This is a genomic window from Streptomyces broussonetiae, assembly GCF_009796285.1.
In the GTDB taxonomy this organism is placed as follows: Bacteria; Actinomycetota; Actinomycetes; order Streptomycetales; family Streptomycetaceae; genus Streptomyces; species Streptomyces broussonetiae.
On the sequence record NZ_CP047020.1, the window covers coordinates 8,650,414 to 8,670,800 of the forward strand.

16 protein-coding genes are annotated in these 20,387 nt (G+C 73.4%); 6 read left to right on the forward strand and 10 right to left on the reverse strand.

Features of this window, described 5'->3' with window-relative positions; genetic code table 11:
* Nucleotides 1–196: 196 nt before the first annotated feature.
* The 3 genes from GQF42_RS39435 to lanKC form a co-directional block, all read right to left on the reverse strand.
* A complete protein-coding gene (locus GQF42_RS39435) occupies nt 197–1,981 on the reverse strand; it encodes an ABC transporter ATP-binding protein (protein WP_158931136.1) in 1,785 nt (594 codons plus the stop codon).
* Between the two features lie 299 nt (nt 1,982–2,280).
* Nucleotides 2,281–2,397 (reverse strand): SapB/AmfS family lanthipeptide, encoded by a 117-nt coding sequence (locus tag GQF42_RS39440; RefSeq protein WP_158928023.1) that lies wholly within the window; start codon nt 2,395–2,397, stop codon nt 2,281–2,283.
* A gap of 36 nt (nt 2,398–2,433) precedes the next feature.
* The gene (gene lanKC, locus GQF42_RS39445) at nt 2,434–5,046 is read right to left on the reverse strand and encodes a class III lanthionine synthetase LanKC (RefSeq protein ID WP_158928025.1); all 2,613 of its coding nucleotides are present in this window, start codon (nt 5,044–5,046) and stop codon (nt 2,434–2,436) included.
* A gap of 216 nt (nt 5,047–5,262) precedes the next feature.
* Here lanKC and GQF42_RS39450 point away from each other — a divergent pair, with 216 nt between their 5' ends.
* The 3 genes from GQF42_RS39450 (at nt 5,263) to qcrB (ending at nt 9,571) form a co-directional block, all read left to right on the forward strand.
* Nucleotides 5,263–7,725 carry a SpoIIE family protein phosphatase gene (locus GQF42_RS39450; protein ID WP_158928027.1) on the forward strand — a complete coding sequence of 821 codons (2,463 nt, stop codon included), beginning with the start codon at nt 5,263–5,265 and terminating at the stop codon, nt 7,723–7,725.
* Between the two features lie 80 nt (nt 7,726–7,805).
* Nucleotides 7,806–8,081, forward strand: coding sequence for a hypothetical protein (locus GQF42_RS39455; protein WP_158928029.1), 276 nt, complete (start codon nt 7,806–7,808; stop codon nt 8,079–8,081).
* A complete protein-coding gene (qcrB, locus tag GQF42_RS39460) occupies nt 8,078–9,571 on the forward strand; it encodes a cytochrome bc1 complex cytochrome b subunit (RefSeq protein WP_158928031.1) in 1,494 nt (497 codons plus the stop codon). Before GQF42_RS39455 ends, qcrB begins: the two co-directional genes overlap by 4 nt.
* On the opposite strand, the gene ctaF is transcribed toward qcrB, so the two are convergent.
* Both ctaF and ctaD read right to left on the reverse strand, forming a co-directional pair.
* On the reverse strand, nt 9,507–9,890 hold the full coding sequence (ctaF, locus tag GQF42_RS39465; RefSeq protein WP_158928033.1) for an aa3-type cytochrome oxidase subunit IV: 384 nt from the start codon (nt 9,888–9,890) through the stop codon (nt 9,507–9,509). The genes qcrB and ctaF overlap by 65 nt on opposite strands.
* On the reverse strand, nt 9,887–11,575 hold the full coding sequence (gene ctaD / locus GQF42_RS39470; RefSeq protein WP_158928035.1) for an aa3-type cytochrome oxidase subunit I: 1,689 nt from the start codon (nt 11,573–11,575) through the stop codon (nt 9,887–9,889). Before ctaD ends, ctaF begins: the two co-directional genes overlap by 4 nt.
* A gap of 101 nt (nt 11,576–11,676) precedes the next feature.
* On the opposite strand from ctaD, the gene rfbB reads away from it, so the two are divergent.
* Nucleotides 11,677–12,648 carry a dTDP-glucose 4,6-dehydratase gene (gene rfbB, locus GQF42_RS39475; RefSeq protein WP_158928037.1) on the forward strand — a complete coding sequence of 324 codons (972 nt, stop codon included), beginning with the start codon at nt 11,677–11,679 and terminating at the stop codon, nt 12,646–12,648.
* Nucleotides 12,649–12,765: 117 nt separating this feature from the next.
* Here rfbB and GQF42_RS39480 read toward each other — a convergent pair whose 3' ends face one another.
* Genes GQF42_RS39480 through GQF42_RS39490 form a run of 3 tightly spaced genes read right to left on the reverse strand, consistent with a single transcriptional unit; the run spans nt 12,766 to nt 15,198 of the window.
* Nucleotides 12,766–13,350, reverse strand: coding sequence for an isochorismatase family protein (locus GQF42_RS39480; protein ID WP_158928039.1), 585 nt, complete (start codon nt 13,348–13,350; stop codon nt 12,766–12,768).
* A 7-nt stretch (nt 13,351–13,357) separates the two neighbouring features.
* Nucleotides 13,358–14,764 carry an MFS transporter gene (locus tag GQF42_RS39485; protein WP_233273635.1) on the reverse strand — a complete coding sequence of 469 codons (1,407 nt, stop codon included), beginning with the start codon at nt 14,762–14,764 and terminating at the stop codon, nt 13,358–13,360.
* Nucleotides 14,761–15,198 carry a MarR family winged helix-turn-helix transcriptional regulator gene (locus GQF42_RS39490; RefSeq protein WP_158928041.1) on the reverse strand — a complete coding sequence of 146 codons (438 nt, stop codon included), beginning with the start codon at nt 15,196–15,198 and terminating at the stop codon, nt 14,761–14,763. Before GQF42_RS39490 ends, GQF42_RS39485 begins: the two co-directional genes overlap by 4 nt.
* Before the next feature lie 108 nt (nt 15,199–15,306).
* On the opposite strand from GQF42_RS39490, the gene GQF42_RS39495 reads away from it, so the two are divergent.
* Complete coding sequence (locus tag GQF42_RS39495) at nt 15,307–15,807, forward strand: metallophosphoesterase family protein (RefSeq protein ID WP_158928043.1); 501 nt, start codon at nt 15,307–15,309, stop codon at nt 15,805–15,807.
* Nucleotides 15,808–15,995: 188 nt separating this feature from the next.
* On the opposite strand, the gene GQF42_RS39500 is transcribed toward GQF42_RS39495, so the two are convergent.
* A complete protein-coding gene (locus GQF42_RS39500) occupies nt 15,996–17,099 on the reverse strand; it encodes an XdhC family protein (protein WP_158928045.1) in 1,104 nt (367 codons plus the stop codon).
* Nucleotides 17,100–17,517: 418 nt separating this feature from the next.
* Nucleotides 17,518–18,045, reverse strand: a complete 528-nt coding sequence (locus GQF42_RS46415; protein WP_233273636.1) for a 2Fe-2S iron-sulfur cluster-binding protein — start codon at nt 18,043–18,045, stop codon at nt 17,518–17,520.
* A gap of 207 nt (nt 18,046–18,252) precedes the next feature.
* Here GQF42_RS46415 and GQF42_RS39510 point away from each other — a divergent pair, with 207 nt between their 5' ends.
* A complete protein-coding gene (locus GQF42_RS39510; RefSeq protein ID WP_158928047.1) occupies nt 18,253–20,352 on the forward strand; it encodes an elongation factor G in 2,100 nt (699 codons plus the stop codon).
* Nucleotides 20,353–20,387: the final 35 nt, after the last annotated feature.

Here is a 20,387-nt window from a genome sequence, read left to right on the forward strand (position 1 = left end):
GGCCGCCCGCCTCAGTTGCCGCCCGGTGGCCGCCCCGGATCCGTGTCCTTCGTCGCGCACGCCTGTCAACTCCCGCTCCCGATACGGCACATGCGTACACCCCGGCCACCATCCGGTACGTCCATCGGCCCTCGTCTCCCGGTCCCGGCCTTCGCCGCTCGGCCACGGCGGGTCCCGCCGCGCGGCCCTGCCCACATCAGCCCCGCGCCTGCGTCCGGGCCCCGCCGCCGACGCCGTCCTCTGCCCCGGCTCCCGCCGCGCCGTCCCCCTCACCCGCGAACACCGCCCGGTACTCCGCCTCCCGCCACAGCTCCCGATGGGTACCGACCGCCCTGATCCGGCCGCCGTCCAGCCAGGCGACCCGGTGCGCGCGGGCCGCCGTCGCCGGGCGGTGGGCGATCAGTAGGCGGGTCTCGGCCGGGGCGGGGGCCAGCAGGGTCTGGGTGATCCGGTGTTCCGTGACCGTGTCGAGGCTGGACAGGGCGTCATCGAGGACGACAAGCCGGCCGCCGCGGGCGAAGGCGCGAGCCAGGCCCAGGCGTTGGGACTCGCCGCCGGAGCGGGGGGCGTCGGCGGTGCGGGTCGCGTAGCCGGCGGGCAGGCGGCGGACGAAGTCGTCGGCGTGGGCGCGCCGGGCGGCCGACCGGACGCCGGCCGGTGACCGGGCGGTGAGTCCGAAGCCGAGGGTGTCCTCGATCGTCGAGCCCAGCAGGACCGGGCGCTCGAAGGCGTAGGCCACGGCGCGGCGCAGCGCGTCGTGGGTGAGGTCGCGCAGCGGGACGCCGTCGAGCAGGACCTCGCCCGCATCCGGGTCGGCGAGCCGGCCGGCCACCTCGGCGAGCAGGGACTTGCCCGCGCCGGAGCGGCCGACCAGCGCCAGGGTCGTGCCGCCCGGGATCGTCAGATCCAGCCCGTCCAGGACCGTACGGCCGCCACGCCGTGCGGTCACCGCGCGCAGTTCCAGCCGGCCGGGGCCGGGGGGCAGGCCGCGGGTGCCGTACACCGGGCGCGGCTCGGCCGACACCTCGGCGAGCCGTCCGGTCGCCGCGCGGGCCCTGCCCAGCGCGGCCAGCTGTCCGACCAGCGCGCCGACACCGGTGGCCAGCACCGCGTACCGGGAGGCGGCCAGCACCTCGCCCACCGACAGCCGGTGCCGGGCCAGCAGCAGCCCGGCCACCGCCAGCACGCCCAGGTTGAGCAGCGGCGCCACCGTGACCGCCTGCGCGGCGGCCCGCCCCTGCACCTGCCACATCCGCAGCCCGGCGCGCGCCAGTTCGGGCAGCGGCGCCAGGATCCGGGCCGTCTCCCGGTCCTCGGCGCCCGCCGCCCGAATCGTCCGGGTGCCGCCGATGGCTTCCGCCAGCGCGGCGGCGATCCGGCCCTGCACCCGCTGGTAATCGGCCACGCACGCCGAGGTGTCCCGGGTGAACGCGCGCAGCAGCAGGGCCAGGACCGGCGCCCCGGCGAGGAACACGGCCGCCAGCCACGGGTCGAGCAGGCCGAGCGCCACCACGCCGCCGACGGGCCCGGCGAGCGCGGCGAGCAGCGCGGCCAGCGCGCCCGGCGCCGTCCCGGCCTGCGCCGCGTTTCCGACCCACCGGGCCACCAGGTCCCCGGCGCCGAACCGGGCCGTCGCACGCGGGCCCAGGGCCAGCACATGCCCGGTGACGTGCCGACGCAGCCAGGCAGTGGTGTACGCGCCGACCGTGCCGGTCAGGACGCCCGCGCAGCCGTCCAGCAGGGCGAGGAGCAGCACGACCCCGGCACACCAGCCGATCCAGAGGCCGGCGGGGGCGTGGGCCAGCAGCAGGTCCAGGGTGTGGCCGAGGAGGGCCGGCAGCAGCAGGCCGGCCGCCGTGGCGGCGGTACTCACCGCGCACAACGCGGCACAGCGCACGCCACCCTGCCGCAACGCCGCGCGCGACAGGTCACGACCGGTCACCGAACCGGCGCTGCCGTCACGGGAGTTCACCGACTCCATCGACTCCATCGACTCCATCGACTCCATCGACTTCAATGACTCCATCGGCTCCATCGGCTCCATGGGCAGCGGCCTCGCTCGATCGCACGGGAACGGAGTCGGGTCCGAGCGCCTTGGGACGGGCCACGGGCTCGGGCGACCTCGGCCGGGCGCCGGGGGCCGGGGGCCGGGGGCGGGGCAGTCGGCCCGCGCGGCTTGTGTTCGGGGTTTGTCCCCGCCGGGCCGGGCCGCAGGGGGAGGCCCCGGACGGCCCCTCCGGTGCGGAGGGGGCGTCCGGAGCCGTGGATGCGCCGGGCCGGTCAGAGACAGAGCAGAATGCTCGCGGCGGAGACACAGGAGAGCAGGCTCACGGTGCTCGCGCCGCCGCCGTCGTGCTGTTCCTCGGACTCCAGGGTCTGCAGGTCGAGCAGTGCCATGACGTTGTCCTTTCCTTCTCGGGGACGGGGGTTGTGTCACGACTCCGTCAGTGCGGAGCCGCGGGTGAGGGCCGCCGGTGGCGGCGGCAGGAAGGGCAGGTGCGCGGTGCCGGCGTCGTCGCGGGCCGCGGCGAGCGCGAGCAGGCAGCCTGCCGTACCGGTGGCAAGGTCCATGGAAAGACGCATCATCTGGTGCCCGGGGAAGGCGAGTTGGCCCTGGTAGGCCATCGCGAACCAGCCGAGCCCGGCGATCTGCTGCTCCAGCCGCTCCGCGGTGGCGCCCGGGGCCGAGGTGCGGGCGAGGTGCAGGACCATTCCGGCGCGGCCCTGGAAAAGGCCGGGCTGGGCGTAGAAGCGGGAGGTGGTGGCGGTGAGGATGCCGGTCCGGGCGCGCTCGAACCCGGCGTCGTCCGCATGCGCGAGGTAGTCGTCCAGGACGAGGCCGATGCCCGCGCTGCCGTCGCCGAGGTAGGGCAGTGTCCGCCGGCCCTCGTCCACCTCCAGGCCGCCGCCCGTCTCCTGGGTCACACAGCAGTCCAGGTCACGGCGGAGCGCTTCGGCCGCCGCGGCCAAGTAGCGTGCCTCGCCGGTCCGTTCGTGGTGCCGGAGCAGGAACAGGGCCGGCCCGCTCGCGCCGCGCAGCAGCCCGGCGCGCCGACGCGGGGCTGCCGGCACCGGTTCGGCCAGACGCCGTACGAGGATGTCGGCGGCCTCCACTGCATGGCGCCGAAGCGCCTGTTCACCCGTGGTGGCCGCGAGTTCGTCGAGGACCAGACCGAGCCCGGCGAGTCCGCCGTGCAGGTCCGAGGCGAGGTTGCGCCAGTTCTCCCGCAGGATGCCGTCCAGCAGGTCCAACGCCCGCTGCCGATGGCCCAGCTGGTCCAGCACCAGGGCGACGCCCGCGAGCCCGTCGTACAGGCCGAGCGGGGTGCCGGGCGGCGGTGGGGCGGTGTGGTCGAGCAGCCAGCGCTCGCCCTCGTCGTAGCGGCCGGCCCCGGACGCCCGGAGCGCGTACAGGACGCCTGCCGCGCCGTGCGCGAGGCCGAGGCCGCCGCCGTCCGAGAACTGGGCGATGTCACCGGGGAAGAGCCGGTCGTCGCGCTCCGGCGTGGCCGAGGCCAGGATCGCCTTCGCCATCGAGTCGCGGCTGTAGGGCCAGTCGCCGGGCACGGCCGGCGGGGCCGTCCGGGCGCGCCGTCCGCCCGCCGTGTCCCGGGTGATCTCGGCGACCGCCTCGTCCAGGTAGGCGCGCGGCACGTCCGGGAACTGCTCGGCGATCACCTCGGCCAGATGCGCGGCCTTGCCGCGGTCCACCACGAACAGGGTGGTCACCGGCAGGAACAGGGCGAGCCGCAGACAGGCCAGCGCATAGCGGTCGACGTCCGGGCCGCGCCGGTCCGGCGGTGCGAAGAAGCCGGGGTGGGCGACGGTCTGCCGGGCGTTCTCGGCAGCGGGGGCGGCGGCCTCGAAGTCGATGAGCCGGACCGCCTGTTCGTCCTCGTCCACCATGATGTTGAACACGTGCAGGTCGTTGAAGACCAGCCCGCGCGCATGCACCGCCGCGACCGCCCGCTCCACCGCCGCGTTGATCCGCAGCGCCCACGCCGTGTACGCGGCGACCCTCGCCGGGTCGGGGTCGGGGGTGAGCAGCGGATGCCGCTGGGCGAAGAAGGCGTTGAGCGGGCGGCCCGCCAGATGGTCCATGACCAGGAACCGGTGCTCGCCGAGTACGAACCAGTCCCGTACCTCGGGCACCACACCGGTCCCGGCGACCCGCTCGAGCGCCGCCTTCTCCCGCTCCAGCCGGGCCACCGCGTCCGCGCCGTCGGCGGCCAGCCCCGCGTGCGGCCGGGCCTCCTTGAGCACCACCCGGCGTCCGTCGCGCGTGTCGGTCCCGACGTACACCCCGCCACCGTTGGAGAAGTGCAGCGCCTTCTCGATGCGGTACGGCAGCTCGCCGACCGTGGTGGTGTTGCGGGCCTCGAGGTGCGGTCGCAGGAACGCGGGCAGGGTCGCCCACTCGGGCACCTGGAAGGACGGCGCCCGCCGGTCCGGCACCAGCCGGCCCTCGCCGTCGGCCACCGCAGCCACCAGCGTGCCGCGTTCGTCGACGACGTACCGGCGGGCGAAGGCGCCGTAGCGGACGTGGAGCGGACCCTCGCCCCAGCGCAGGTCGGTGAGGATGTACGGCCCCTCGAACCCCTCGAGCAGCGCGCCCAGTTCGCGCAGTACCTCGTGCAACTGCCGCTCGTCCGCAGGGTAGAGGGTGACGAACTTGCCGCTGGTGTCGCGGCCCGCGTACTTGGCGTTGCGCAGGTGCAGCAGCTGCGGACCGGGCACGAACTTGAACGGGATGCGCCGCGGCACACAGTAGTCCCACACGATCCGGGCGATCCGCTCCGCGTTCGTGGCCGTCGCCGAGGAGTGGACCTTCCACCCCTGGGCCGGCGACGGCAGCGCAGCGCCGTCCGCGCCGAGCGGGGTCAGCGTCAGCCAGTCGCCGGAGCGAGCCGCGAGCCAGCCGTCCGGGACGGTGCGACGCGCCGTCGCGAACAGCGGCGCAGCCTCACCGCCGGCCCCCTGGAGCCGGTCGGGCGTGTCGTAGAAGTGCCCGTCGGCGAGCGCGTACACCTCGTACCGCTTGTCCATGCCCCTCCGCCCTCGTCCTCGGTGACCGCACCCTCGTCGTCGGTGACCGGAAAAGACACTCGCAGGCACCGGAAGGCTGCGGACAGTCACGTCTGTCACGAGGTCACCGTGCGGAACGCACGGGTCAAGATGTGTTCGGCGGCTTTCGAATCAACCGGGCGCGCGGGGCACTCGATGTGTTCACAGGGGCTGCGCGCGACGCCCGCACGCGCTGTAATGGCGAACGTGGTGAGCGAGCGCGCTGCGGTCGGCGGGACGAGGACGGCGCCGGAGCGTGCCGAAGCCGCCCTCGGCGCGCTGGGCGCGTCGCCCGGCACGCCGGACCGGCTCCGCCGGGTCCTGGAACAGGCGCTGGTGTTCGCCGGCGCGGCCTTCGCCGGGGTGTACACGTCCGGCGACGACTCCGGCCATCTGGCACTCGCCGAGTCTGTGGGCCTGCCGCGCACCCTGTACGGCCTGCGGGACGGCTATCCGGCCGACGGCGGCTCCCCGGTCGCCGAGGTCCATCGCACCGGGCGCCCGCGCCGCCTCGGCCCCGAGGAGCTGGCCGGGTGCCTCGAGGCCCGCCGCACCCCGTCCCCGGACTTCTCCCTGGCCGTGCTGCCTCTCGGCCCGGCGGGCACCGGCTGCCTGGTGGCCGTCAGTGAGCATCCCGGCGGCTTCGGCACGGACGACCGCGCCTGCCTGGAACTGGTCGCCCGTGCCGTCGCCGTACCCGCCCCGCCCGGCGCCCCGGCCGACACCGGTGAGCTGTCCGAGGACGCCTTCTGCCTCGCCATGGACACCGGCCGGGTCGAGGTCGGCGACGCCATCCTGCGGCTGTTCGGGTTCGACCGGGACGACTTCGACGGCCGGGTGGAGACCCTGCTCGGGCGCACCGTGCCCGAGGACCTGCCCGCACTGATGTCCGTGGTCGAGGCCGACCACATGTCCATCGGCGAGCGCGAGCTGGAGTTCCGCATCCTGCACTCCTCCGGCGCGCCCCGGTGGGTGCGGCTGCGCGGGCGGCTGCTGGCCGCCGGGGACGGCCGCCCGGCCCGGCTGGTCGGCACCGTCGCCGACGTCTCCACCCTGCGCTCCGACGTCACGGATGTGGCCCGGGTGCAGCGCCTGGCGGCAGCCCTCGCCACCGCGGGCACGGTCAAGGACGTCGGCGCCGCCGTCGTCGCCGCCCTGCGCAGGCCGCTGCAGGCCGACCGGATCGCGCTCGCCGAACTGGAGAACGACCGCCTCGTCGTCACCGTCCTCGACCCGCCCGGACCGGAGTCATGGCCCGAGCTGTGGCGCACCGAATGGCGTACCGAGTGGCCCGACGCGCCGGTGCGGGCCATGCCCACCCTGGCTGCCGCGCTGCGCGAGGGCCGCGCCCGGATCTGGCCCGCCGGCAGCCCCCTGGAGCCCGCGCTCGCCGACGTCGGCCCCGGCGGCCTCGCCGTGCTGCCGCTGCCCGCCGCCGGCCGTATGGCCGGTGCCTGCCTGATCGGCTGGGACGACCCGCACGACTTCGGCCCCGACGAACGGGCCCTGCTCACCGCCTGTGCCGGCCTGACCGGCCAGGCCCTGCTGCGCGCCCATGCCTTCGACGCCGAGCACGAACTCGTCGGCATGCTCCAGCGCACCCTGCTGCCGCGCCGCCTGCCCCGGCTGCCCGGCGCGGTCGCCGTCGCCCGCTATCTGCCCACCACCGCGGGGCTCGAGGTCGGCGGCGACTGGTACGACGTGATCCCGCTCGCCGACAACCACGTGGCCTTCGTCATCGGCGACGTCCAGGGCCACAACGCGGGCGCCGCCACCCTGATGGGCCAGATGCGCACCGCGCTGCGCGCCTACGCCGCCGAGGGGCACGCCCCGGACGTGGTCGTCTCGCATGCCAACCGGCTGCTGCTGGACATGGAGACCGATCTCTTCGCCACCTGCGCCTACGTCGACGTCGACATGGAACAGGGCACCGCCTGGTGCGTGCGCGCCGGCCATCTGGAGCCCGTGCTGCGCCACCCGGACGGCACCGTCGAGATCGTGGGTGCCGAGGGCGGACCGCCGCTCGGCGTGCTCGGCCAGGCGGAGTTCCCGATGACCCCGCTCCGGCTCCAGCCCGGCACGGTGATCGCGCTGACCACCGACGGCCTGGTGGAGTCCGTGGACTGCGACCTCGACACCGGCATGGCGCGCCTCGCCCGCGAGTTGTCCGCCGCCGACCCCGCGCACCTCGGCCTGGTCGCCGACGCGCTGCTGACCGGGTCGCACCGCACCGACGACGTGGCCCTGCTGCTGATGCGCTACGACGGCATGGCCGTACGGCCGCTGCGCGAGAGCTGGACGGTGTGGCGGGTCCCGGAGGCGGTGCGGCACGCCCGCCGCTTCACCCGGCGCACCCTGCGCACCTGGGGCATCCACCAGGACACCCTCGACGCGGCTCTGCTGGTCGTCTCCGAACTCGTCACCAACGCCCTGGTGCACACCGACGGTCAGGTCCGTCTCGACCTCAGCCTGATCAACCACCGGCTCCGGCTCGCCGTCGCCGACTCCTCGCCGCGCAGCCCCGTCAAACCCACCAGCATCGGCTGGGAGGCCACCGGCGGGCGGGGCATCCTGCTGGTGGAGGCCGTCTCGGCGGCCTGGGGGACGGTCCCGGTCAGCGGCGGCAAGCAGGTGTGGGCCGATCTCGTGCCCGACCGCTGAGCCGCCACTCGGGTACGGGTGCGACCGCCCGCGGCAGGTCGGAGGGGCTCACGCGCCCGCCGTGCCTAGGGTCGATCGGCGTGGCAGACACCTTCGAAGAGCTGGTGGCCAAGCAGCGCGCCGCCGACGCGGCGCAGCACACGGTCGAGGCACTGCGCGACACCTACGGACCGCCGGCCGAACGCGGGATGACGGGTGCCCAGTCGGGCACCTACGAGACCGCCCTGCGCGCGTGGCGGGACCTGGACCGTGAGGTGCAGACCGCGCTCAGCGACTACGCCCGGCACACCGGCCGGCCCCGCGCGGACATCGAGGCCGAGGTGGCACAGGCGGCGGCGGAGCCGCAGGACACATGAGCCGGGCCGGCCGTCGTGCCGAGCGGATCGTCGAGGCCGTGGACGCCCGGCTGCCCGCCCTGGAGAGCGGCCCTCTGCTGCGCAAGGCGTTCCCCGACCACTGGTCGTTCCTGCTCGGCGAACTCGCGCTGTACAGCCTGCTGGTGCTGTTCCTGACCGGTGTGTGGCTGACGCTGTTCTTCACGCCGGAGATGCGCGAGGTCGTCTACACGGGCCCCTATGTGCCGCTGCGCGGGGTGCGCATGTCGGCCGCCTTCGACTCCACCCTCCACATCAGCTTCGACGTACGCGGCGGACTGCTGATGCGCCAGACCCACCACTGGGCCGCGCTGGTCTTCGTGGCCGCGATCGGCCTGCATCTGCTGCGGATCTTCTTCACCGGGGCCTTCCGTCGGCCCCGCGAGCTGAACTGGGCGATCGGGCTGACCCTGTTCGTGGTCTCGCTCGCCGAGGGCTTCGCCGGCTACTCGCTCCCCGACGACCTGCTCTCCGGGACCGGGCTGCGCATCGCGCAGGGCATCATGACGTCGATCCCGGTGGCCGGCACCTACGTCAGCTTCCTCGTCTTCGGCGGCCCCTACCCGGCGCACGACATCGTCACCCGCCTGTATCCGGTGCACATCCTGCTGCTTCCGGGCGCCCTGATCGCCCTGGTAACCGTGCACCTGTTCCTCGTCTTCCACCTCAAGCACACCCAGTGGCGCGGCCCGGGCCACACCGTGCGCAACGCCGTCGGCAAACCCTTCTTCCCGCAGTTCACGGCGGCTTCGGGCGGCCTGTCGATCATCGTCGCCGGTGTTCTGGTGCTGCTGGCCGCGATCGCCCAGGTCAACCCGGTCTGGAACTACGGCCCCTACCGGCCCGACCAGGTCTCCACCGGCGCCCAGCCGGACTGGTACGTCGGCTTCCTGGAGGGGGCGCTGCGACTGACGCCGGCCTGGGAGACGAACGTGGCCGGGCACACCCTGATGTGGAACGTCCTGCTGCCCGCGATCGTGCTGCCCGGACTGCTGTTCGCCGTGCTGTACGCCCATCCGTTCGTGGAGCAGCGCATCACGGGGGAGGGGCGCACCGAGCGGCACTTCTGCGACCGGCCGCGTGAGCGTCCCGTCCGTACCGGCCTCGGGGTCGCGGGCACCGTCTTCTACGGCGTGCTGCTGCTGGCCGGCGGCAACGACGTCATCGCCCAGACCTTCCGGGTCTCGGTCAACGCCCTCACCTGGATCCTGCGCGTCGCCCTGGTCGTGGCGCCCGTCCTGGCCTTCATCGTGACCCGGTGGCTGTGCCGGGCCCTCACCTCGGCCGAACGCGGCCGGCTCGAGGAGGGCGTGTCCACCGGCGAGATCCGGCAGAGCGTCACCGGCGGTTACGAGAGCGACCACCGGCCCCCCGAGTCCTTCCGGCCCGGCGCGCCGCGCCGGCCGCTCACCGCTGCACGTACTGGAACGCCATCCCGAACACCCCGCGAGCCAGGACTCCCAGACCGATGAGGAGCAGCCACAGGCCGTAGACGACGCCGGCCGCCGTCACCGCACAACCCAGCGCGGTGACGATCGGCCACATGCTCTCGTCCGGGAAGAACGCCACCGGGCCCGCTCCGTCGGCCACCTCCGCCTCGGTGCGGTCCTGCGCGCGGGTGCCCCTGCGCCGGTACTGGATCAGGCAGAAGAACGACATCAGTGCCGCCATCGCGCACGCGACGACCAGCGCGACCGTGCCCGTCTCGTCCCCGGACCACGCCCCGTACAGCGCGGCGGACCCGGCGAAGAACAGTGCCACTGTGCCGAACAGCATCGACTCGGTCTTCATCGGGTGCTCTCCGTACCGCTCCGCCCGTCGTGCCCGGCCTGCGGATGGTGCAGGTCGAAGGCGGGCGACTCCGAGCGGATCCGGGGCAGGGCCACGAAGTTGTGCCGGGGCGGCGGACAGGAGGTGGCCCACTCCAGGCCCCGGCCCCAGCCCCACGGGTCGTCGAGGGTGACCTTCTCGCCGCGGGCGGCGGTGCGCCAGACGTTGTAGAGGAACGGCAGCGTGGAGACGCCCAGCAGGAACGCGCCCGCCGAGGACAGGGTGTTGAGCAGCGTGAAGCCGTCCGCCGGGAGGTAGTCCGCGTACCGGCGCGGCATCCCGGCCGCGCCGAGCCAGTGCTGCACCAGGAAGGTCAGCTGGAACGCCGGGAACAGCAGCCAGAAGTGCAGCTTGCCGAGCCGCTCGTCCAGCATCCTGCCGGTGAACTTCGGCCACCAGAAGTAGAACCCGGCGAACATCGCGAACACCACCGTGCCGAACAGGACGTAGTGCAGGTGCGCCACGATGAAGTAGGTGTCGGTGACGTGGAAGTCCAGCGGCGGGGAGGCGATCAGCACCCCGCTCAGCCCGCCGAGCAGGAACGACACCAGAAAGCCCATGGCCCACAGCATCGGTGTCTCGAACGACACCGACCCGTTCACCATCGTGCCGATCCACGCGAAGAACTTGATGCCGGTGGGCACCGCGATCAGGAACGACATCAGGGAGAAGAACGGCAGCAGCACCGCGCCGGTGGCGAACATGTGATGTGCCCACACCACTGCCGACAGCATCGTGATCGCGATGGTCGCGCCGATCATCGGCAGATAGCCGAACTGCGGCTTGCGGGAGAACACCGGGATGATCTCCGAGATGATCCCGAAGAACGGCAGCGCCACGATGTAGACCTCGGGGTGCCCGAAGAACCAGAACAGGTGCTGCCACAGGATCGCGCCACCGTTCGCCGCGTCGAAGACATGCGCCCCGAACTTGCGGCCCGCCTCGAGCGCCAGCAGCGCCGCCGCGAACACCGGGAACGCGGGCAGGACCAGGATCGAGGTGAACAGCACGTTCCAGGTGAACATCGGCATCCGGAACATGGTCATGCCCGGGGCACGCAGGCACAGGATCGTGGTGATGAAGTTGACCGCGGTCAGCGTCGTCGACACACCGGTGACCACCAGGCCCATCGCCCACAGATCGCCGCCCGCACCCGGCGAGAAGTAGGCGCTGTTCAGCGGCGCGTACGCGAACCAGCCGAACGAGGCGGCCCCGCCCGGCACGAGGAAGCCGGACACCACCATCAGCGCCCCGAACAGGTACATCCAGTACGACATCGCGTTCAGCCGCGGCAGCGCCAGGTCCGGGGCGCCGATCTGGAGCGGCATCACCGCGTTGGCGAACCCGGCGAACATGGGTGTCGCGAACAGCAGCATCATGATCGTGCCGTGGATGGTGAAGAACTCGTCGTAACCCTGCTCGTTCAGGAACTGCAGCCCCGGCCGGGCGAGTTCGGCGCGCATGCCGAGGGCCAGCAGACCGGCGAACAGGAAGAAGCAGAACGCCGTGACCATGTAGAGTCGGCCGATCACCTTGTGGTCGGTCGTGGCGGCCCAGCGCAGCAGGGTCCGGCCGGGCCGTGGAGCGGGGGCCGAGTAGCGCTCCACGGCTTCACAGGTGTCGGACATCTGTGGTAGTTCGGTCATCTCGGGCGACGCTACTCCCGATGACCTGAGCGCCCGCCCGCGCCACGCCTGCACACGGCCCGGCTCGTCCTCGCAGACCACAGCAAGGTGCACATCCGTTCATGAACCTCCTGGTCACCGGCGCCGCCGGCTTCGTCGGCTCCCACTACGTCCGTACGCTGCTCGCCGACACCTCGCCCGACGCGCCCCGCATCACCGTGCTGGACAAGCTCACCTACGCCGGCACCCTCGCCAACCTGCCGGCCGGTCACCCCCGGCTGGACTTCGTGCACGGCGACATCTGTGACGCCGCCCTGGTCGACAAGCTGATGGCGGACGCCGACCAGGTGGTGCACTTCGCCGCCGAGTCGCATGTCGACCGGTCGATCGCGGCGGCCGGCGCCTTCGTACGCACCAACGTCCTGGGCACCCAGACCCTGCTGGACGCGGCCCTCAGGCACGGCACGGGCCCGTTCGTGCACATCTCCACCGACGAGGTCTACGGCTCGATCGACACCGGCTCCTGGACGGAGGAGCACCCGCTCGACCCCTCCTCGCCCTACTCCGCCTCCAAGGCCTCCGCCGACCTGCTGGCCCTGGCCTGCCACCGCACCCACGGCCTGGACGTCCGTATCACCCGCTCTTCCAACACCTACGGTCCGCACCAGTTCCCCGAGAAGGTGATCCCGCTCTTCGTCACCAACCTCCTCGACGGACTGACCGTTCCGTTCTACGGCGACGGGCGCAACGTCCGCGACTGGCTGCACGTCGACGACCACTGCCGGGGCGTCGAGCTGGTACGCACCAAGGGCCGTCCCGGCGAGGTCTACAACCTCGGCGGCGGCACCGAGCTGAGCAACAGGGAGCTGACCGGCCTGCTCCTCGAGGCGTGCGGTGCGGGCTGGGACCGGGTGGCCCACGTCGCCGACCGCAAGGGTCATGACCTGCGCTACTCGGTCGATTGGAGCAAGGCCCGCGACGAACTCGGCTACCGCCCGCACCGTGACTTCACCGCGGGACCCGGCGGGACCGTCGCCTGGTACCGAGAGCACCGCGCCTGGTGGGAGCCGCTCAAGCGGCGCGGCGCACGGTGACAGTGCCTGGGCGGCACCGAACCGGCCGCCGCCCTGCACGAGGCACTGCCCCACGTCCGCAGGGACATGGGGCAGTGCCGTCGAGACGTGTGCCGGCGCGCGCCGACCGGACGGATGTCAGGCGTGGGTCTTGGCCAGCAGTTCCAGGATCTCGGCGGTGGTGCCGCTCTCGCCGAGCCGCGGGAAGATCCGCTCGACGCTGTTGGCGTGCGCCTCGGCGTCGGCGTCGGCCATCGCGTCGGTCGCCAGGGTGACGTGGTAGCCGTGGGCGTAGGCGTCCCGGGCGGTGGACTCCACGCCGATGCTGGTGGCGATGCCCGTCAGCACGATCTGGGTGATGCCGCGGCGGCGCAGCTGGACGTCCAGGTCGGTGCCGTGGAAGGCGCTCCAGTTGTGCTTCGTGACGTGGATGTCGCCGGGGTGGCCGGAGAGTTCGTCGACGACGATGTCCCAGCCCTCGGGGAAGGCGAGGCCGCGGGCCGTGCGCTCGGTGCGGCCGGGCACCACGTCCCCGCCGTCGGCGGCGAAGGAGACGCGGACCAGGACGACCGGCAGGTTGCTGGCGCGGAAGGCGTCGGCGAGTTCCACCGTGCGCGCCACCACCTCGGGGCCGGCGTACGGCTGGGTGGGCATGGCCGCGATGCCGTTCTGCAGGTCGATCGCGACGAGGGCGGTACGGGGGTCGAGCGTGGTGAGCGACATGAGTCGGTCAGGCCTTTCCAGGGGTGGTGGTACGTGCGGGGGTGAGCCGGCCGAGGGAACGGTCGGGCAACGTCGTCGCCAGCAACAGGGCGGAGCCGGCGAGCATGAACAGGGCCAGGCCGTGCAGCCCGGCCGTGTCGGCGCGGTGCGGGTAGAACGCCGCGGTGGCGGCGGACGCGCCCAGCGCACCGAGGTACATGAAGGTCCGCAGCAGCCCGGCCGCGGAGGCGATCCGTTCCGGATCGGCCTGCCGGTACAGGGCGTTCTGCGTGGCCAGGCCGATGAGCCCCTGCGGGACGCCGAGCACCGTGCCCACCGCGAGCAGCAGCCACAGCGGACTGTCGGCGCGCACGAGCAGCAGCAAGGCGCAGCCCGCGACCTGCAGCACGGAGCCGATGAGCAGTTTGGCCCGGATGGCCTCCCGGCGCCCGGTGAGCGTGGACACGATCAGCGCGGACACCGACAGCGGCAGCAGCATGAGCCCGGCCGTGGAGGCGCCGAGCCCGCGGCCCTGCTCCAGCCACTGCGTGTAGCCGTACATGAAGGCGTAGGAGGTGGTGTAGGCGAGCACCTGGCGCAGATAGGTCGTGAGCAGCGGGCCGTTCCCGCCGAGGACCCGCAGGTCGACGAACGGGTCCGGCACCCGCAGCTCGCGCCTGCCGAAACCGGCGGCGGCGAGGACCGACAGCACCGGCAGGTACCAGTGGTCGACGCGCGGGTTCATCAGGAACAGCATCAGCGCGATCAGCAGCAGGGCGAACAGCACCATGCCGGGTACGTCCACGCCGCGCCGCCGGGTCTCGGACCGGGGCAGCCGCAGCATGCCGAGCACCAGGCAGGCCGCCGACAGCGGCACGTTGACCGTGAACACGGCACGCCAGCCGCCCACGCCGATCAGCAGGCCGCCGAGCGCGGGCCCGACGACGGAGACCGTCTGGTTGGCGACGGCCAGCGCGGTCAGCACACCCGCAGGGCTGTCCTGCCCGGTGCGTTCGGCCTCGCTGCGGGTCAGCCGCATGGCCGCCGGGTATGCCGCCGACGTCCCGAAGCCCAGCAGCACCCGCGCCGCGATCAGTGCGCCCAGCGAGGGCGCGAGCGCGCCGAGCAGACCGGCGATGCCGACCAGCGCCGTACCGCAGAGATAGAGCCTGCGCGGGCCGTACATGTCCACCAGGCGGCCGATGACGGGCTGCCCGACGGCCGTGGCCAGATACAGCGCCGATACCAGCCAGACGGTCTCGGCGGGCGGGGCCCCGAAGGCGACGCCGATCGGCACCAGGGCCACGGCGATCATCGAGGAGTTGATGGGGTTGAGGACCGAGCCGACGAGCATCGGCGGGATCAGCCGGCGGTCGAATCCGGCAGGGGCGGGGCGACCGGGCTGTTCGGTGTGTGCGCCGAGCCTCGGTATCACGGGCGCGACAGCCGTTCCATCAGCTCGAGCGCCTGCAGGACGGTCTGCCGCTCCTCCTCGCTGTAGCGGTCCTGGAAGGCGCGGGCCAGCCACTCCTCGCGGACCTGCCGGTTGCCCTCGATCCGGGCTCGCCCGGCGTCCGTCAGGGTGACCAGCTGGCGTCGGCCGTCGTCCGGGTCCGGGGCGCGCCGGATCAGGCCGTGCTGGTCCAGGGCGGCCAGCGTGGTCGCCATCGACTGCGGGCGCACGCCCTCGGCGGCGGCGAGGGCGCTGGCCGTGGCGGCGCCGTGCTTGCCGACCAGGGTGAGCGCCGACTCCTGCGACGGGCTGAGGTCGGTGTTCTGCGCGACCTCGCGTATACGACGCCGCAGCCTGCTGAACACCACGCGCAGGTCGCGCGCGGCGCGGGCGGCGGAGTCGGAGATGTCAGCCATGCCCCACAGCCTAGACTGGACAGGTAAAACTGCGCAACTCAAACTGTTCAGTTGCATCTGACTATTTTCGGGAACCCGCCCGCCCGCCGTCTCGGCTAGGTTGGCGGTGTGCGTCTGCTGTTGGTGTCCGACACCCACCTGCCCAAGCGCGCCAAGCGCCTCCCGGAGCAGCTGCTGGCCGAACTCCCGCACGCGGACGTGGTGTTCCACGCCGGCGACTGGGTCGACACCGCCACCCTGGACCTGCTCCGGAGCAGAAGCCGCCGGCTGATCGGGGTCTACGGCAACAACGACGGCCCCGCGCTGCGTGCCCGGCTGCCCGAAGTGGCGTACGCGGAGCTGGACGGCCTGCGCTTCGCCGTCGTGCACGAGACCGGCCCCGCCCAGGGGCGCGAGGCCCGCTGCGCCGCCCGCTTCCCCGATCTCGACGTCCTGGTCTTCGGGCACAGCCACATCCCCTGGGACACCACCACCCCGACCGGCCTGCGGCTGCTCAACCCCGGCTCCCCGACCGACCGGCGCCGCCGGCCCCACTGCACCTACCTCACCGCCACGCTCGCCGACGGCGCGCTCACCGACGTGACCCTGCACCGGCTGCCGGAGCGGTAGCGAGCCGGACGCGACGGCCGTGCCCGGGCGGCCTGCGCGACGGTCCTGTGGGGCGGTCGTGCCCGGCGGCCCGGGGCGCGCGGCGGCATCACCCTCGAGGTGCCCCGGCGGCCGGCGCGGTCGGCTCTGGGCGAGCTGGTCTGCCGGCCGGCTCCTTGACGTGCTGCTTCCGGGCGTGTCGCGATTTGTCAGGCGGCCGGAGGGTGGATGGCTCCGGCGGTGCTGGTCAGGGGCGTGCCGCTGCCGCCCCAGCGCAGGGCGACGATTTCGGCGGCGACGGAGACGGCGACTTCCTCGGGGGTGCGGGCGCCGAGGTCGAGGCCGAGCGGCGAGCGCAGCCGGGACAGCTCGGCCTCGCTCAGCCCGGCCTCCCTGAGCCGTGCGCGCCGCTCCCCGTGGGTCTTCCGGCTGCCCATCGCCCCGATGTAGGCGGCCGGCCGGCGCAGGGCTTCCTCAAGAAGCGGTACGTCGAACTTGGGGTCGTGGGTCAGGACGCAGATCACCGTGCGCTCGTCGGTCTCGGTGCCGGCGAGATAGCGGTGCGGCCACTCGGCGATCACCTCGACGGCGGCAGGGAAGCGCTTGGGCGTGGCGAAGACCGGGCGGGCGTCGCACACGGTGACCCGGTAGCCGAGGAAGTCGCCGATGCGGGCCACCGCAGCCGCGTAGTCGATCGCGCCGAACACCAGCATGCGCGGCGGTGGCGCGAACGACTGGAGGAACACGGTGACGGCGTCCTCACGGCGTTCCCCGTGCGGCCCGTAGTGACGCAACAGCGAGGCCCCGAGGGCGAGTTCGCCGCGCGCATCGGCGGTGGCGGCGACATCCAGGCCGGTCGTGCCGAGTGTGCCGTGCGCCCGGTCCGGCCAGACGGCGAGGCTTGCGCCGCGCGGCGCCGGCCCGTCCACCACCGTCGTCACGGTCACCGGCTCGCCCGCGGCGACGGAGGCGGCGACCGCGCCGAACGCCGGGTCCGTATCGGGGGTCACCGGCCGTACCAGCAGGGTGATCTCGCCGCCGCAGGTGAGGCCGACCGCGAAGGCGTCCGCGTCGCTGTACCCGAACGACTCCAGCCGCGCCTCGCCGCTCGCCACGACCTCCCGTGCCAGTTCGAACACCGCTCCCTCCACACAGCCCCCGGAGACACTCCCCACCACCTCGTCGTCCGGCCCCACGGCCATGGCGGCACCGGGCCCCCGCGGCGCGCTGCGGCTGACCGCGACGACCGTGGCCAGACCGAACGGCGCCCCGTCCGCGTGCCAGCGCGCCAGCGCCGGCAGAATCTCACGCACGATCCACTCCTCTCACCGGGTCTTCTCCCCGTACGCGGCCCGCTCCTCTTGCCGGTTCCATACCGGTCACCGGACCGCACCAGTCACCGAGGCCGTGCCGGCCGTGGGATTTGGGCGGGACGTTGTATCCGTGCCGCTCACGGGGCCCGGACCGGCCGCCGGGCCCGCGCCGGTCGTCGGCGTCGGTCGGTCCGCGGGGCGGGGCCGGTCCCCGGCGCCATGCAGGTCCCCGGGGCCCGCACGGCTCGCCGGGGCCGCTCCGTCATCCACGCCGCGCACCGCCGTCGTCGGCCGCTCAGGAGGCGTCGGGCTGTGGCCCGTGACGAAGGCGGCCACGCCGGCGGCCTGCCGCCTGGGCGCTGCGCACTGCAGTGCCGCTGCCATGCCGGCGGTCGGCGGCGGGTAACAGGGCTGGGCCTTACGGGGATTCACCCGGACAACCTGGTGCGCGAGGGCGTGCAGCCGACGCGTCTGCCGCCCGGGCGGCTCGACGGCCGCCATCGCCAAGTCGGGACCCTGCCGGGCGAGTTCGCGCGGAACCCGGGGCGGTCGGGTGCCGGTGGTGAACACCGAGGCAGAGGCTGCCCTGCAGCGCCTGGCGGATCCTGTCCGCGGCGGGGCGCGGATCCCCGCGCAGCGGATCGTGCGCCGCCATGATCGGGCCGGGGGTGCGGCAGCCGCACCGCAGGGCGTGCCGCCCGTGGGACGCCCGCTGCAGCGCCGTCCGGGCGCCGCCCCGGGCGAGCCCTTCGCGCGTGGTCGCCCCGCACCTGTCGGCCTGGGTGGCGAGCACCGGGCAGCAGCTCTTCACGCTTCCTCCGTCCAGGTCGACCGTGCATGCGCCGCAGCGGGCTCCACGTCGTCCTCGTCCGTCGTGCCGTCCACATGCACCGAGAGGTGCCGCATATGCCCTCCACCCATGGGGGAGGGGGTGGAAAGCGATCATTGGTGATGCAGGTCACATTATGACCCTGCCCCGGTCGTGGTGAACGCTGCACGGGGGCTTTCGTTGAGCGTTAATCCATTGCCGTGGGGTCCCGGAGTCTGCTGCACTGCGCGGGATCCGTCGTCACCCGGAGAGGACCAGCGATGCGCGCTGCGTGCATGTCACCCGAGGAAGGAATCCACCCCATGCCTAAGGACATCACGCTCAGTGCATCTGCTCAATCTCGGAATTCTCGCGCATGTCGACGCCGGTAAGACCAGCCTGACCGAACGGCTGCTGCACACGGCCGGGGTCATCGACGAGGTCGGCAGCGTCGACGACGGAAACACCCGGACCGACACCCTCGCGCTGGAACGCCGGCGCGGCATCACGATCAAGTCCGCCGTCGTGTCGTTCCCGCTCGACGGCGTCACCGTCAACCTCATCGACACCCCCGGTCATCCGGACTTCATCGCCGAGGTCGAGCGTGTGCTCGGCATCCTCGACGGCGCCGTTCTGGTCGTCTCTGCCGTCGAGGGGGTGCAGGCACAGACCAGGGTGCTGATGCGCACCCTGCGCCGACTGGGCATCCCCGCCCTGATCTTCGTCAACAAGATCGACCGGCGCGGCGCGAACGGCCCCGCCGTGCTCGAGCAGATGGCGCGCAGGCTGGCCGTACCGCTGGTCCCGATGGGCAGCCCCGCCTCGCCCGGCACCCGCGCCGCCCGCTTCGAGCCCGGCCTCGGCCCGGCCGTCCCCGAGGTGCTCGCCGACCACGACGACGACCTGCTCGCCGCCTATCTCGACCGGGGGATCCCCGACAGTCGCCTGTACGCGGCTGTCGCAGCCCAGGCCCGGCGGTCCCTGGTCCACCCCGTGTACTTCGGCTCCGCCGTCACGGGGGCGGGCGTACCCGAACTGGTCGCCGGTATCGAACAACTGCTGCCCGCTGCCGGCGGCGACCCCGCCGGGCCCCTGTCGGCCTCGGTCTTCAAGGTCGAACGGGGTCCGGCGGGGGAGAAGGTGGCCTACGCGCGCATCTTCTCGGGCACCCTGCGTGTCCGTGACCGGATCCCGTTCGGAAGCGGCGGCGACGGGGGCGACCTCGCCGGTGTGCGTGCCCGGGGCGGGGCCGTCGACAGCCCCGCGGGAGGCGGCCGGACCACCGGTGCCCGGGCGGCCGGCCGGGCCCGCGACGGCCGCCCCGAGGGACGTGTCACCGCGCTCAGCGTCTTCGAGGGGGCCGGCGACGCCCGGCGGGAGAGTGCCGGTGCCGGGCGGATCGTCAAGATCTGGGGGCTCGGCGGCATCCGGATCGGTGACGCGCTCGGCCTGCCGGGACGGGCGCATGAGCACCATTTCGCGCCGCCCACCCTGGAGACCGTTGTCGTCCCCGGCCCCGGTGCGGACCGGCGCTCCCTGCACCTGGCGCTCACCCAGCTCGCCGAACAGGATCCGCTGATCGGCGTCCGCCACGACGAACTGCGCGGGCAGACCTCCGTCTCGCTCTACGGCGAGGTGCAGAAGGAGGTCGTCCAGGCCACCCTCGCCGAGGAGTACGGCCTGGACGTCGCCTTCCGCGAGACGACGACCCTGTGCATCGAGCGGCCGGCCGGCACCGGACGCGCCGTGGAGTTCAACAGGCAGGACCCCAACCCGTTCCTCGCCACCGTGGGCCTGCGGGTCGAGCCCGCATCGCCCGGCGCGGGCGTGGCGTTCCGGCTGGAGGTGGAGCTGGGCGCGATGCCGTACGCCTTCTTCAGAGCCGTCGAGGACACCGTCCGCGAGACGCTCGGCCAGGGCCTGCACGGCTGGCGGATCCCCGACTGCACGGTGACCATGACCCATTGCGGGTACTCGCCCCGGCAGAGCCACGCCCACCAGGGCTTCGACAAGAGCATGTCGAGCACCGGGTACGACTTCCGGGGCTTGACCCCGCTGGTCCTGACCGAGGCGCTGCGCCGGGCGGGGACGGTCGTGCACGAACCGGTGCACCGCTTCCGGCTCGAGGCCCCCGCCGACACGCTGGGCGCGCTGCTGCCGGTGCTCGCGAGGCTGGGCGCCGTACCGGAGGCCACCGGTGCGCTCGCGGCCGGGGCCGTACTGGAGGGCACGGTGCCGGCCGCCCGGGTGCACGAGCTGGAGCAGCGCCTGCCCGGGCTCACCCGGGGCGAGGGCGAGCTGGAGACGGCGTTCGACCACTACGCACCGGTCGCCCGGGGCGCCGTCCCCGAACGGCCGCGCACCGACCACAACCCGCTCCACCGCAAGGAGTACCTGCTGAACGTGATGCGCAGGACCGGTGACGGGGCACCGCGTGCTGACTGATGGTCAACTTACTTGTGAGTCAGGTGGTATTGACG

Coding starts and splice junctions, on each gene's coding strand:
- lanKC (WP_158928025.1), bottom strand. CDS start 5,046: ATGGACAAGCGGTACGAGGTGTACGCGCTCGCCGACGGGCACTTCTAC.
- GQF42_RS46415 (WP_233273636.1), bottom strand. CDS start 18,045: ATGATCGCTTTCCACCCCCTCCCCCATGGGTGGAGGGCATATGCGGCA.
- GQF42_RS39480 (WP_158928039.1), bottom strand. CDS start 13,350: ATGTCGCTCACCACGCTCGACCCCCGTACCGCCCTCGTCGCGATCGAC.
- ctaF (WP_158928033.1), bottom strand. CDS start 9,890: ATGAAGACCGAGTCGATGCTGTTCGGCACAGTGGCACTGTTCTTCGCC.
- ctaD (WP_158928035.1), bottom strand. CDS start 11,575: ATGACCGAACTACCACAGATGTCCGACACCTGTGAAGCCGTGGAGCGC.
- qcrB (WP_158928031.1), top strand. CDS start 8,078: ATGAGCCGGGCCGGCCGTCGTGCCGAGCGGATCGTCGAGGCCGTGGAC.
- GQF42_RS39440 (WP_158928023.1), bottom strand. CDS start 2,397: ATGGCACTGCTCGACCTGCAGACCCTGGAGTCCGAGGAACAGCACGAC.
- GQF42_RS39450 (WP_158928027.1), top strand. CDS start 5,263: ATGGCGAACGTGGTGAGCGAGCGCGCTGCGGTCGGCGGGACGAGGACG.
- GQF42_RS39490 (WP_158928041.1), bottom strand. CDS start 15,198: ATGGCTGACATCTCCGACTCCGCCGCCCGCGCCGCGCGCGACCTGCGC.
- rfbB (WP_158928037.1), top strand. CDS start 11,677: ATGAACCTCCTGGTCACCGGCGCCGCCGGCTTCGTCGGCTCCCACTAC.
- GQF42_RS39435 (WP_158931136.1), bottom strand. CDS start 1,981: ATGGAGTCGGTGAACTCCCGTGACGGCAGCGCCGGTTCGGTGACCGGT.